This window comes from Streptococcaceae bacterium ESL0729 (assembly GCA_029391995.1).
Lineage (GTDB): Bacteria > Bacillota > Bacilli > Lactobacillales > Streptococcaceae > Floricoccus.
In genome coordinates this window covers 1,161,257-1,175,412 of record CP113924.1, presented here as the reverse complement: position 1 = coordinate 1,175,412, position 14,156 = coordinate 1,161,257, and the positions used below count along the sequence as shown (strand labels likewise).

The 14,156-nt window shown below is 38.1% G+C and carries 14 protein-coding genes and 1 rRNA gene; 14 read left to right on the top strand and 1 reads right to left on the bottom strand.

Annotated elements, in window-relative coordinates; translation table 11 throughout:
- The first annotated feature begins 92 nt into the window (after positions 1-92).
- From OZX68_05880 to dinB, 8 genes are all read left to right on the top strand, one after another.
- Entirely contained in the window at positions 93-851 is a 759-nt protein-coding gene (locus tag OZX68_05880) for a hypothetical protein (GenBank protein WEV60446.1), read from the top strand.
- A 71-nt stretch (positions 852-922) separates the two neighbouring features.
- Complete coding sequence (locus OZX68_05875) at positions 923-1,096, top strand: hypothetical protein (GenBank protein WEV60445.1); 174 nt, start codon at positions 923-925, stop codon at positions 1,094-1,096.
- 177 nt (positions 1,097-1,273) lie between these two features.
- A complete protein-coding gene (locus OZX68_05870; protein WEV60444.1) occupies positions 1,274-2,155 on the top strand; it encodes a fructose-bisphosphate aldolase in 882 nt (293 codons plus the stop codon).
- A 303-nt stretch (positions 2,156-2,458) separates the two neighbouring features.
- On the top strand, positions 2,459-2,827 hold the full coding sequence (locus OZX68_05865) for a GntR family transcriptional regulator (GenBank protein WEV60443.1): 369 nt from the start codon (positions 2,459-2,461) through the stop codon (positions 2,825-2,827).
- Positions 2,824-3,681 (top strand): ABC transporter ATP-binding protein, encoded by an 858-nt coding sequence (locus OZX68_05860; GenBank protein WEV60442.1) that lies wholly within the window; start codon positions 2,824-2,826, stop codon positions 3,679-3,681. Before OZX68_05865 ends, OZX68_05860 begins: the two co-directional genes overlap by 4 nt.
- Complete coding sequence (locus tag OZX68_05855) at positions 3,681-4,409, top strand: ABC transporter permease (protein WEV60441.1); 729 nt, start codon at positions 3,681-3,683, stop codon at positions 4,407-4,409. Before OZX68_05860 ends, OZX68_05855 begins: the two co-directional genes overlap by 1 nt.
- A gap of 289 nt (positions 4,410-4,698) precedes the next feature.
- Entirely contained in the window at positions 4,699-7,005 is a 2,307-nt protein-coding gene (gene pflB, locus OZX68_05850) for a formate C-acetyltransferase (GenBank protein WEV60440.1), read from the top strand.
- Between the two features lie 119 nt (positions 7,006-7,124).
- Entirely contained in the window at positions 7,125-8,189 is a 1,065-nt protein-coding gene (gene dinB, locus OZX68_05845) for a DNA polymerase IV (protein ID WEV60439.1), read from the top strand.
- Here dinB and OZX68_05840 read toward each other — a convergent pair.
- A complete protein-coding gene (locus tag OZX68_05840) occupies positions 8,176-8,820 on the bottom strand; it encodes a prepilin peptidase (protein WEV60438.1) in 645 nt (214 codons plus the stop codon). The two genes, dinB and OZX68_05840, sit on opposite strands and share 14 nt — an antisense overlap.
- A gap of 110 nt (positions 8,821-8,930) precedes the next feature.
- Between OZX68_05840 and OZX68_05835 the strand changes: the two genes are divergently transcribed.
- The 6 genes from OZX68_05835 (at position 8,931) to OZX68_05810 (ending at position 14,079) form a co-directional block, all read left to right on the top strand.
- A complete protein-coding gene (locus tag OZX68_05835) occupies positions 8,931-9,392 on the top strand; it encodes a DNA starvation/stationary phase protection protein (protein WEV60437.1) in 462 nt (153 codons plus the stop codon).
- Between the two features lie 92 nt (positions 9,393-9,484).
- Entirely contained in the window at positions 9,485-9,685 is a 201-nt protein-coding gene (locus OZX68_05830) for a YqgQ family protein (protein WEV61388.1), read from the top strand.
- 17 nt (positions 9,686-9,702) lie between these two features.
- Entirely contained in the window at positions 9,703-10,698 is a 996-nt protein-coding gene (locus tag OZX68_05825; protein WEV60436.1) for an ROK family glucokinase, read from the top strand.
- On the top strand, positions 10,691-11,083 hold the full coding sequence (locus OZX68_05820) for a rhodanese-like domain-containing protein (GenBank protein ID WEV60435.1): 393 nt from the start codon (positions 10,691-10,693) through the stop codon (positions 11,081-11,083). The genes OZX68_05825 and OZX68_05820 overlap by 8 nt, the downstream gene beginning before the upstream one ends.
- Before the next feature lie 37 nt (positions 11,084-11,120).
- On the top strand, positions 11,121-12,047 hold the full coding sequence (locus tag OZX68_05815; protein WEV60434.1) for a hypothetical protein: 927 nt from the start codon (positions 11,121-11,123) through the stop codon (positions 12,045-12,047).
- Positions 12,048-12,531: 484 nt separating this feature from the next.
- Positions 12,532-14,079: ribosomal RNA gene (locus OZX68_05810) — 16S ribosomal RNA — on the top strand.
- Positions 14,080-14,156: the final 77 nt, after the last annotated feature.

Below are 14,156 nucleotides of genomic sequence, written 5' to 3'. Positions count from 1 at the left end.
CATCAATGGAGGATGTTTTTTGTAATTATAAAAATTATATATTATACTAAAAATACAAAATTAAAAATATAAATTCATTGGAGGTTATCAATATGGTCACAGTCACCCAGAGAATCCAAGAAGTCAAACAGCCCTATGGTGGCTATTTACCAGTAAAGAGGTTCACTCAGATTGAACTTTCAAGTAATCAGGAGCTTTCAGCCAAAGAAAATATTTCCCCAGGTCTTGTAGGGATCGCCGTTGACTATTTGACACGCTTCATGGACGCAGGGCACCCTGAAAAATCCTTTAAAATTTCCTTATATGGAGCCAAAAATCTTGGTTCAACGGAGGAGGACAAGGCCCAAGGGATATTAAAAAATATTAAGGGACTTGACGACTTATCTATCACATCTGCCTGTAAACTTGCTGGTTATGATACAGTCTACAGGGTAGGAAAAGCAGGCTTTGTACCTATTGAAGAAATAAAGCCTGATGAGGCCACCATTTCAAACATCAGGATAATGGTTGAGCGGTCTTTAGATTTTATAAAAAAATATGGGCCAGTAACTGAAGAAGGTTTTCGCTTTGATGGAGCCTACACCTCGACCATAACTAATGGAGATGGTGATTTTTTAACCAAGGATACCCTTTGGGATTTTAAGGTTTCTAAAAATAATCCGACCTCTAAAAATACCCTCCAGCTGGCCATTTACTATCTAATGGGCAAGCGTTCTAAAAACCTCAATTTTACAGCTATTTCAAGGCTTGGTATCTTCAATCCCCGGCTTAATAAGGTTTATCTTTTACCTATTGACGATATCGATGACACAACTTTTTCAGACATTGAAAAAATTGTCATAGGCTATTAGCCTTATCTTTGTAAGCGTTAACTTTTTTTGTTATACTTGAGCAAAAGACATAGATAAGCAGGAGAAGCAAGATGGATAAAAAGCAAATGATTTTTAAGCTCAAACAACAGGCTCATAATCAAGGAACAATTGAGGAGATTTTTGCCAAAAATGAAGACTATCAACGGGCAGAGATTGCCCATACTAAAAAAATCATGTATGAAGACTTCATAGAACTCCTTGAAAGTTGGCTAGAACTTGCCTAATTTCATCAAATGATTGGGAAAAATTTTAGCAGGCAGAAGATATGAGAGTGATTTTCTGCCTTTTTTGTGCGTACTTTAACATTTTTTTATCTTGAGCTAGAATATTTTTTCATAAAGTGTTATAATGCCAATGTATGAGGGAATGGCTCTCAATTTAAAATATTTGGAGGAATTAAAATGCCAATCGTTTCAGCTGAAAAATTTGTAAAAGCAGCTCGCGACAACGGATACGCTGTCGGAGGATTCAACACAAACAACCTTGAGTGGACTCAAGCTATCCTACGTGCTGCTGAAGCTAAACAAGCTCCAGTTCTTGTTCAAACTTCAATGGGTGCTGGTAAATACATGGGTGGTTACAAAACTGCTAAAAACCTTATCGAAAACCTAGTGGAATCAATGAACATCACTGTTCCTGTAGCAATCCACCTTGACCACGGTCACTACGATGACGCTCTTGAGTGTATCGAAGTTGGTTACACTTCACTTATGTTCGACGGATCACACCTTCCAATCGAAGAAAACCTTGAAAAAACTCGTGAAGTTGTAAAACTTGCTCACGCTAAAGGTATCTCTGTTGAAGCTGAAGTTGGAACTATCGGTGGAGAAGAAGACGGAATCGTTGGTGCTGGTGAACTTGCTCCAATCGAAGACGCTGTAGCAATGGTTGAAACTGGAATTGACTTCCTTGCAGCTGGTATCGGAAACATCCACGGACCATACCCAGCTAACTGGACTGGTCTTGACCTTGGACACCTTGAGAAACTTACTGCGGCAGTTCCAAACTTCCCAATCGTTCTTCACGGTGGATCAGGAATTCCTGACGAACAAATCCAAGAAGCTATCAAACTTGGAGTTGCTAAAGTTAACGTTAACACTGAGTGCCAAATCGCTTTTGCTAACGCAACACGTGCTTTTGCAAAAGAATACGATGCTAACGAAGAAGCTTACGATGCTAAGAAACTATTCGACCCACGTAAATTCCTAGCACCAGGTGTTAAAGCTATCCAAGAAGCTGTTGAAGAACGTATCGACGTATTCGGATCAGCTAACAAAGCTTAATTAGAATATATCTAATGAAAAAAAGACTTGCTTGCAGGTCTTTTTTGTGTGAAATTTGCGAATTAAAATTCTTATTTATGAGAATTCAGAACAATTTGATACAGCCGTGAGGTATTAGCCAGTAATTTGTAAGGTAAAAAAAGGATCTAATAAAACTCCCCATCAAAGTGGGGAGTTTTATTATTAGCTGGTAATGTATTCTAAATAGATTTAATGTTTACCGCATAAATATTGTTGACAAATATGATATAACGTTATATAGTTAGTTACATGAGTAGTTAACTATATAAGATAAGGAGATATATGGAATTTAATTTTGAGGGGGACGCTCCTTTATACCAACAAGTTGCAGATGAGATTTCAGAGGGTATTTTTAATGGCTCTTACGCGGAAGAGACACAAATACCGTCAACAACGGAAATTTCTAAATTATACAAAATAAATCCAGCGACCATCTTAAAAGGTATGAACAGGTTGGTTGATGAGAATTTGATTGAAAAGAAAAGGGGTCTGGGAATGTTTGTAAAAGTTGGGGCACGTGAGATTTTATTAGAAAAAAGAAAAACTGAGTTTATTGACCATAAACTAGTAAACATGCTAGAAGAAGCAGGAAAATTAAATATTTCACGAGAACAATTGATTACTTTAATTAAAAGGAGTTATGAGAGATGAGTCTAAAAATAAAAAATGTTAACAAAATATATGGTAAAAAAATTGTATTAGAGAATATCTCTATCGATCTCAAGCCAAAGAAAATATATGGTCTATTAGGAAATAATGGAGCTGGAAAAAGTACATTATTAAATATAATCAATAATAGAATTTTCCCTACCAGCGGGCAAGTAGAGCTTGATGGAAGAGATTTACTAAACAATGAAAAGGAATTAAATAAAGTATATCTGATGAGTGAAGATGACATGTTTCCTTCCAAATTAAAATTAAATTCTTTGTTTAAGTTGACTGAAGGATTCTATGGGGCTTTTGACTGGGAGCTTGCACATCAAATGTTAAATAAATTCGAGTTAAATCCTTCTAAACAAATAAATAAATTATCAACTGGATATCGTAGTATCGCAAAGTTGATTGTAGCTCTATGTGTTCCATGTGACTATATCTTTTTAGATGAGCCTGTTCTAGGTTTAGACGCTAACCACCGTGAAATCTTCTATGATTTTTTACTTGATACCTACCAAGAAAGGTCAAGAACATTTGTAATCTCAACTCACTTGATTGAAGAGATTTCTAATTTATTGGAAAAGGTTATCATCATTGATAAAGGGAGGGTTATAAAGGACGATGACCTAGAGGATCTACTTCAAAATACATATATTTTATCCGGTCCAACTAGTGAAGTAGATTATCTCATAGAAGGCGTTCAAGTATTGGAGAAGAAAGTACTAGGAGGGATAACTTCTGCCTACATCAAGGGAAATTTGGCTGGAAAGAATACAGAAAATGTTAAAATCCGTAAAATGCCCTTGCAAGAATATTTTAAAAAAATAACAATAGTAAAAGAGGAAAAATAATGAAGTATGAAACAGCAGTAAAATACACCCTAATAAAAAAGGAAATATCTTTAGGCATCTTCTTTATTTGGTGGTTTTTTATGGGAATTGTCCTTCCAATGATTGGAATTTTAATTTCAGGAACCACAGAAACTATATCAACGGACATAAGTTTTCCAGTAGTAATCTTTTCAGCAATTGTCCTAGCTATTGGTAGCGGAGAAGATTTTAAATTCTTTATACAAAATGGTCTAAGTAGAACTAATATTTTCTTGGTAAATTTGACAAGTATCCTTCTAACATCATTTGTATCTTCGGTATTAGTTTTACTTGTATCGAGCATATCGATAAAGAATCTGGATGTATCTGCAATTGTTATGTCCAATGAGTTTTATACCAATAATAATTTAGCCTTAAATCTGCTACTGATGTTTACGATTATTGTCTTTTTTTCAGCAATGGGTCTACTTGTTGGAACTTTGAATGATATGTTAACAGGTATTAAAAAAATAATTGCCTTACTTCTTGCTATGAGTATTCCAACACTTATTGTTATAGCTATTCAATTAAGTGGAAAAGTAGTGCAAAAACATATTGTTGAATTTTTGAAATATATTTTAGGCTATTCCAATAAAGATATGCTTGTATCTACTCACCTAAGCATAACTTTACTTATACTTACAGGCCTAATCTTTATCATTATCTTTATACTTACTAAAAATCATGAAATACGTCGTAAAAATGCTTAAGCACTAAAAATTACAGTATGCTTATCTACGAGTTATTAACTGAAGCAGTCCCTAAAAACTGTTTCAGTTTTTTTATGTTAAAGCCAAAAAATTGGCCTTATAAAGACTTTTATTTTAGGAGATACCGTTTGTAAAATATAATACAGTTTTCCTAAAAAATTAATCTGTACTAAAAAAGTTTTTAAAAAAATATTAGGTTAAGTTTGTGAAAGCGATTACTATATGTTACTATTAACTTGTCAATGTAACAGATCACAGATGTGGTCATTTATCCAAAGGAGATGAATAGATGAAGACTGAAGTAACTCAAGATTTATTTGAAAAGGCTTGGGAGGGATTCAAAGGCCTTGATTGGAAAGAAAAAGTATCAGTATCGCGTTTCGTTAATGCTAACTACGAACCATACGATGGAGACGAATCTTTCCTAGCTGGACCTACTGCCCGTAGCCTTAAGGTTAAAGAAATTTTAGAAACTACCAAAGACCACTATGAAGCAACACGTTTTCCAATGGACACAGATCGTGTAGCAAGTATTGCTGATATTCCAGCAGGTTATATCGATAAAGATTTAGATATTATCTATGGACTACAAAATTCAGAACCTTTCCGTCTAAGTTTAATGCCAAAGGGTGGAATCCGTATGGCAGAAACTACTCTTAAGGAAAATGGCTACGAAATTTCACCAGAAATTCATGAAATTTTTACTAAATATGTAACAACTGTAAATGACGGAATCTTCCGTGCTTACACTCAAAACATTCGTCGTGCCCGCCACGCCCACACTGTGACAGGTCTTCCTGATGCTTACTCTCGAGGACGTATCATCGGGGTTTATGCTCGTCTGGCACTTTACGGAGCTGACTTCCTTATGAAGGAAAAAGCTGCCGATTGGAATGCAATCACTGAAATTGATGAAGAAACAATCCGCCTACGCGAAGAAATCAACCTTCAGTATCAAGCACTTGATGAGGTTGCAAAACTTGGTGACCTTTACGGATTAGATGTTCGTAAACCAGCCATGAACGTTAAAGAAGCAATTCAATGGACAAATATCGCCTTCATGGCAGCAGCTCGTGTTATCAACGGGGCGGCGACATCCCTTGGACGTGTGCCAATCGTTCTTGATATTTTTGCCCAACGTGACCTTGAGCGTGGAACCTTCACCGAAGAAGAAATCCAAGAATTTGTCGATGACTTTGTCCTAAAACTTCGTTCAGTTAAGTTTGCTCGTACAAAAGCCTACGACCAAATCTACTCAGGAGACCCAACATTCATTACAACTTCAATGGCTGGTATGGGTAATGACGGACGTCACCGTGTAACTAAGATGGACTACCGTTTCCTAAATACCCTTGACAACATTGGAAACTCTCCTGAGCCAAACCTTACTGTCCTTTGGTCAGATAAACTTCCATATAACTTCCGTCGCTACTGTATGAATATGAGCCACAAACACTCTTCTATCCAATATGAAGGTGTTGAAACAATGGCTAAAGATGGATACGGAGAAATGTCTTGTATTTCATGTTGTGTATCTCCACTTGATCCAGAAAGTGAAGACAAACGCCACAACATCCAGTACTTTGGAGCTCGTGTAAACGTACTTAAGGCCCTCCTTACTGGTATTGATGGAGGATATGATGATGTCCACCACGACTACAAGGTATTTGACATCGCCCCAATTATTGCAGACGTTCTTGAATACGACGAAGTAATGGAAAACTTTGACAAGTCTCTTGACTGGCTAACTGATACATATGTTGATGCCCTAAACATCATCCACTACATGACTGATAAATACAACTATGAAGCAGTTCAGATGGCCTTTCTTCCATCACACCAACGTGCCAATATGGGATTTGGGATTTGCGGATTTGCAAATGTTGTTGACACACTTTCAGCTATTAAATATGCAACTGTTAAGCCAGTTCGTAATGAAGAAGGACGTATTGTCGACTACGTGACTGAAGGTGAATTCCCACGTTTTGGTGAAGATGACGACCGTGTTGATGAAATCGGTAAACTTGTTATGAAGATGTATCACGAAAAACTTGCCCGCCACAAACTATACAAGAATGCGGAAGCAACAGTATCTCTTCTAACAATCACTTCAAATGTTGCCTACTCTAAACAAACTGGTCACTCACCAGTTAACCGTGGAGTATTCTTAAATGAAGATGGATCAGTTAACTACGATGAATTTGAATTCTTCTCACCAGGGGCTAACCCACTTCCAGCATCTCGCGGTGGATGGTTGCAAAACCTTAACTCAATTTCAAAACTTGAGTTCAAGCACGCAAATGACGGTATCTCACTGACTACCCAAGTTTCACCTCGTGCCCTAGGTAAAACTCGTGATGAGCAAATTGAAAATCTTGTTGATATCCTTGATGCTTACTTCATCAATGGTGGACAACACATGAACCTAAATGTTATGGACCTTAATGACGTTTACGGAAAAATCATGAACGGAGAAGATGTAATCGTACGTATCTCTGGTTACTGTGTAAACACTAAATACCTTGGCCCTGAACAACGTCAAGAACTTACTAAACGTGTTTTCCATGAAGTTCTATCAATGGATGATGCACTCTAATAAGAAAAGAGACTCCCAGGATATCTGGGAGTTTTTTGGTAGTGAAAAAATTAAAAGAACCGTCCTTCATTGTAAAAAGCAGTTTTTTGCTATAATAGGATAGAAGAAAGGAGGCATTCATGCTTGAATATCCATTGATTAATGACACAAGTCGCAAAATTATTCACATCGACATGGATGCCTTTTATGCCTCAGTCGAAGAAAGAGATGACCCATCCCTAGTTGGAAAACCCTTGGTTATTGCCCGAAATCCTTTGGAGAGTGGTGGGCGTGGAGTCGTTTCAACCTGCAACTACGAGGCCAGAAAATACGGTATTCATTCAGCCATGTCTGCAAAAGTTGCCTATGAACTTTGTCCCCAGGCAATTTTTTTGGCAGGTAATTATAGCAAGTACAGGCAGGTATCAAGTCAAATCCATGAAATTTTTCACCGCTACACAGATTTTGTTGAGGGAATTGCCTTTGATGAAGCCTATTTAGATGTGACTGAAAATAAGATTAACAGTCTATCGGCTGTTAAAATTGCTAAAATGATTCAGCACGATATCTATAAGGAACTCCATTTGACCAGCTCTGCTGGCGTATCCTACAATAAATTTTTAGCAAAACTTGCCAGTGATTTTGAAAAACCAAAAGGTTTGACCTTAATTCTCCCAGGAGAGGCTCAGGCATTTCTTGAAAATTTATCCATCAGTAAGTTTAACGGAGTGGGACAAAAAACCGAAGAGAGATTGAATGCTCTTGAAATTTATAAGGGTTCTGACCTGGTTAAAGCAAGTCCCCAAATGTTAGTTGATAATTTGGGAGTTCTGGGCTGGGACCTCTACCTCAAAGCTCACGGTATTCATAACAGTCCGGTCAAGGCTAGTAGAATCAGAAAATCACTGGGTAATGAAAGAACCTACGGGAAACTTTTATACACAGAAGAAGACATAGTAGCAGAAATTTCATCTCTGGCTAAAAATGTGAGTCAAACCCTTAAAAAAGAAAAACTTCAGGGTAAAACCATTGTTTTAAAGCTTAGAACATCTAATTTTGAAACCCATACCAAGCGATTGACCATGGATGAAAAAATAGATGATTTCGAAATAATAAATAAGAGTGCAGTAAAATTACTGGAAGATTTTGATGATATTTTGGCCAAAGGGATAAGACTTTTAGGAGTTACAGTTACAGGTTTTTGAAAAGGAGGATAAGAATTTGGCCGGCAAATAAAAAGGGAACAAAGGGAATGGTTCTTTTCTTGGAAGATTCTGAGTAGAAGATTGCCCCCAGGGAAGCTAGTTGGATTATTAAGAGCACATGATTGTAGCCATTAAATAAGGATAGGCTGGCCAGAAAAAACAAGTCCCCTGCCCCGAGTTTAAAATCAAAAACCATGGCTAAAAGGGCAAGACCTAAGAAAACCATAAAAAGATAATTGATAGGTAGGAAAATTAAAAAAATTAAATTAAAGACGATCCAAACAACTAGGGGATAGGTCTGACTTTTAATGTCATAAATACTAAGAATGGTAGCCATAATTAGCAGAAGAACTTGCGGAAAATTAACTATTTGTAGGTAATACAAGGAAAAATAAATACCAGTGATTAGTTCAAGAGCAGAATACCAGATACTCGTTTTACTTTTACAGTATCGACATTTAAATCTTAAAAAAAGCTGGGATAGTATGGGAATTAAATCATAGTAAGCAAGTTTTGTCTGGCAAGAATCGCATTTTGAATTTGGAAAAACAATTGAAGCTTCTGGAAAACGGTCGATAAGAAGGCCGAAAAAGGAACCAAAAATACTTCCATAAATAAAATAAATAATCATAATAATCACCTCAATTGTACATACGAAAAATATTAATTTTTTAATCCAAATTTTTGCAAAATGATGGTGATTGTCATAAAATTAGAGCATAGAAAGATTGAGGTATTTAAATGTCTAGAGAAAAAACAAAGGAAATTTTAAATCAATCAGTTGCTGATTTATCAAAAGCAAGTGCACTTGTTCACCAAGTACACTGGTACATGCGTGGACCTGGGTTCATGAAGCTTCATCCAAAAATGGATACCTACATGGATCAATTGAACGGAATTCTTGACACACTTTCTGAGCGTTTAATTACAATCGGAGGAAGCCCAGTTTCGACCCTTAAAGAGTTTGATGAACTTTCAAAAATTAAACTTGAAAAGGCAACATGGGATAAGAATATTGAAGAAAGAATCGAGCAAGTAATCGAAGCTTACAAATATCTGGATGGTTTGTTCTACCAAGGTATTGAAGTTTCTGATGAAGAAGGTGACCCTGTAACATCTGACATCTTTACTACAGCAAATGCTGAAATCGAAAAAACAATCTGGATGCTTGAGTCTGAAATCGGACGTGCACCAGGACTATAAAAAACGCGGGAGAGGCCTTGGCATATAGGGTCTCTTTATTATTTTCTTGAAATAAAAAGGGTTTCATGATATGCTTGTCACATATGAAAATGATGAAAACTCTCTATGATGTTCAACAATTATTAAAGCGTTTTGGTATCTATATTTATGTGGGAAAAAGAATCTATGATATCGAGCTGATGAAGATTGAGCTGAAAAATCTCTATGATTCAGGGCTGATTGATCGAGATGACTATCTTCAGGCTGAGCTTATCTTAAGAAGAGAACATAAGATAGAAGAATTAAATAATTAAGTAATAAGGAGTAGCTAATGTTAGAAAAGAAAATCATCGGTATTGATTTAGGTGGAACGACTGTTAAATTTGGAATTTTGACCCTTGAAGGTGAGATTCAGGATAAGTGGTCCATTGAAACTAGAATAACTGATGATGGGAAAAATATAGTTCCAGATATCATTGAAAGTATTAAGCACAGGATGAGTTTGTACAATTTAAGTAAGGATGATTTCATCGGAATCGGTATGGGAAGTCCTGGAAGTGTTGATATTGAAAATGCAACAGTTAGGGGAGCCTACAATCTAAACTGGGCTGAAACACAAGAAGTTGGTAAGAGCATAAGAGAGGGTCTAGGTCTTCCTATTGCTATTGACAATGATGCAAACGTTGCAGCCTTGGGTGAAAGATGGACAGGAGCTGGTGCTAATAATCCAGATGTAATCTTTATGACCCTTGGAACAGGTGTTGGTGGCGGTGTTATTGCTGCCGGAAACCTTATCCATGGGGTAGCTGGAGCAGGTGGCGAAATTGGTCATTTAACAGTCGAACCTGAAGGTGGTTTTGACTGTACTTGCGGTAAGAGCGGATGCCTTGAAACTGTGGCTTCTGCAACAGGAGTGGTTCGAGTTGCTCGTAAAATTTCCGAAGAATATGAAGGTGACAGCCAAATCAAGGCAGCCATTGATGACGGAGAGCAAGTGACTTCAAAGGATATTTTTGTAGCTGCAGAAGCTGGAGACCCTTTTGCTATTAGAATAGTTGATAAGGTATCTTATTACTTGGGTCTAGCTTGTGGAAACCTAGCTAATACCTTAAATCCTGATTCAATTATTATTGGTGGTGGAGTTTCAGCTGCAGGTGAATTTTTACGTTCGCAGGTTGAAAGTTACTTCCAAAAATATACCTTCCCACAGGTCACAGATTCAACCAAAATTAAACTAGCCCAACTAGGAAATGATGCTGGAATTATTGGAGCAGCAAGTCTTGCCATGCAGTTTGATGGCATTTTAGAGGAAGAAATTAATGATTAAATATATTAATATTGTTTTGTTGGTAATTTTACTAGCTCTTATCGCTTGGAATCTTTACCGAGCTTATGTGCTGAAAAAAACCTCTAAAAAGGTTGATAATGAAGAATTTCAAGCTAATATTTCAAAAGGCCAACTAATTGATATCAGAGAAGGTTCTGACTACAGGCGTAAGCATATTCTTGGGGCAAGGAATATTCCAGCCAGTCAATTTAAAAACAGCTTGGCAGCCTTAAACAAGAATAAACCAGTTTTATTGTATGAAGCAGGTAAGCCCCAGCAAGCCTTAAGCCTTGTTTCTGTTTTGACTAAGGCAGGCTTTAGTGATATCTATCTCTTAAAAGATGGTCTAAATGAGTGGAATGGTAAAATAAAAGAAGGCGAATAATCGCCTTTTCTTATATAGATATAGAAGGGGAAATCTTATGGCGATTTGGATGAGCAAGTACTATCTTCCAGACTATGAAGAGGGGCAGGATAAGTACATAAAAAGTGAGCAAGCCTCAAAAATTGCTAGTAGGCTAGGTTTTCAAGACCTCTTGTACTATTCTTATGATGGGCGTGATAAATCCGACCAGGAGCTTAATGCTGATTTAGAAAAACTAGTGGAGCAGGTACAGGATGGCGATTTAGTCTTTGTACAGTATCCCCTTTTTCAGGATGACGATAGATATTCCACAGAATATATTAGACATTTAAGGGCCAAAAAAATTATCCTCATAGCCCTCGTCTGGGACATTCCAGCCTGGTCTTTTAATGATCAAATAACAAATCAGGACGATTATATCCAGGATAATTTAAAATTTTTTGACTGTCTAATAGTTGAAAATGCGACTATGAAAGAAAGAATCAGAAGTCTAAGTGGTTATAGAGATAAGGATATCCTAAGTTTAGATTTGACCGATTTTTTACTGGATCAAAAAGCTCGAGAAGTTATGAAATCTGATAATATCTACTTTTTAAGCGACATGGATTATCAGCCCCTCCCCTTTTTAACAACCCAATTTGAAAAGGTATCAGATCTTGTTTTACAAGGTAGCCTTGCAGGTTATGGCCTTGTCAAAAATAATTTTTTTAATAATTCCTTGGATTTAGCAGTCTATCTAGCTTTAGGAATTCCTCCTCTAGTAAGTAGCGAGAATGTGCAGGCAAGATTTATTCAAGAAAACAAGCTGGGCCTTGTCTATCAAGATATCAATGCACTTCCTGATCTAATTAAGCAAGTAAGTGTAGAAGATTATGACACCTATAAGAAAAATATCAGCAAGTACAGCGAGCTTACTAAATTAGGATTTTTCATGGAAAAAACTCTCTTACAAGCCCTTGATAATTCCTTTTTAAAAGAAAATTAAAATAAAGCGTTGACAAATACTCAAAGCTTTGATAAACTAATAACACTGTCAAGGACAGGTAAATTTGTGATTAATAACTTTGAAAAAAAGTTAAAAAACATGTTGACAGAGTGTTCTACAGATGGTAAACTAACAAAGTTGCTTAAGGGCAACACTTAGTTGGATAACTTGATTAAACAACTAAGAAAAAAGTTAAAAAAAGTAGTTGACAAAGACATTAAGTCATAGTAAACTATAAAAGTTGTCTGAGGGCAACAGTTCAAAACAAGCTTGAAAAAAACTTTAAAAAAGTTCTTGACAAGTAAAACAAGTTTTGATAAACTAATGAAGTTGTCTCGAAGGAGATGACGATAGACCTTTGAAAACTGAACAAAGTAAAACGAACCAAATGTGCAGGGTGAATGTTTAGACATTCAACTGTCAATTTTGACAATAAATAAAGCAACAAAAGCGAGCTAGTGACTATTAATAGTCTGCTCATAATTTATATGAGAGTTTGATCCTGGCTCAGGACGAACGCTGGCGGCGTGCCTAATACATGCAAGTTGAGCGCTGAAATCTGGTACTTGTACTAGATGGATGAGCAGCGAACGGGTGAGTAACGCGTGGGTAACCTGCCTTATAGAGGGGGATAACTACTGGAAACGGTAGCTAATACCGCATAACACTTAGTATCACATGATACGGAGTTGAAAGTGCCAACTGGTACACTATGAGATGGACCCGCGTTGTATTAGCTAGTTGGTGAGGTAAAGGCTCACCAAGGCGATGATACATAGCCGACCTGAGAGGGTGATCGGCCACACTGGGACTGAGACACGGCCCAGACTCCTACGGGAGGCAGCAGTAGGGAATCTTCGGCAATGGACGAAAGTCTGACCGAGCAACGCCGCGTGAGTGAAGAAGGTTTTCGGATCGTAAAACTCTGTTGTAAGAGAAGAACACCAGAAAGAGTGGAAAGCTTTCTGGCTGACGGTATCTTACCAGAAAGCCACGGCTAACTACGTGCCAGCAGCCGCGGTAATACGTAGGTGGCAAGCGTTGTCCGGATTTATTGGGCGTAAAGCGAGCGCAGGCGGTTCATTAAGTCTGATGTAAAAGGCAGTGGCTCAACCATTGTAAGCATTGGAAACTGGTGAACTTGAGTGCAGTAGAGGAGAGTGGAATTCCATGTGTAGCGGTGAAATGCGTAGATATATGGAGGAACACCGGAGGCGAAAGCGGCTCTCTGGACTGTAACTGACGCTGAGGCTCGAAAGCGTGGGGAGCAAACAGGATTAGATACCCTGGTAGTCCACGCCGTAAACGATGAGTGCTAGATGTTCGGGGGTATCCACCCCTGAGTGTCGCAGCTAACGCATTAAGCACTCCGCCTGGGGAGTACGACCGCAAGGTTGAAACTCAAAGGAATTGACGGGGGCCCGCACAAGCGGTGGAGCATGTGGTTTAATTCGAAGCAACGCGAAGAACCTTACCAGGTCTTGACATACGAGTGCTATCCCTAGAGATAGGGAGTTCCTTTGGGACACTCGATACAGGTGGTGCATGGTTGTCGTCAGCTCGTGTCGTGAGATGTTGGGTTAAGTCCCGCAACGAGCGCAACCCCTATTGTTAGTTGCCATCATTAAGTTGGCACTCTAGCGAGACTGCCGGTAATAAACCGGAGGAAGGTGGGGATGACGTCAAATCAGCATGCCCCTTATGACCTGGGCTACACACGTGCTACAATGGGAAGTACAACGAGTCGCAAGCCGGTGACGGCAAGCTAATCTCTTAAAGCTTCTCTCAGTTCGGATTGTAGGCTGCAACTCGCCTACATGAAGTCGGAATCGCTAGTAATCGCGGATCAGCACGCCGCGGTGAATACGTTCCCGGGCCTTGTACACACCGCCCGTCACACCACGAGAGTTTGTAACACCCGAAGTCGGTGAGGTAACCGCAAGGAGCCAACCGCCTAAGGTGGGATAGATGATTGGGGTGAAGTCGTAACAAGGTAGCCGTATCGGAAGCGTGCGGCTGGATCACCTCCTTTCTAAGGAAAATACGAGGATACCTGCACATTTAGTTTTGCATTGTTTAGTTTTGAGAGGTTTATACCTAAAACAAGAT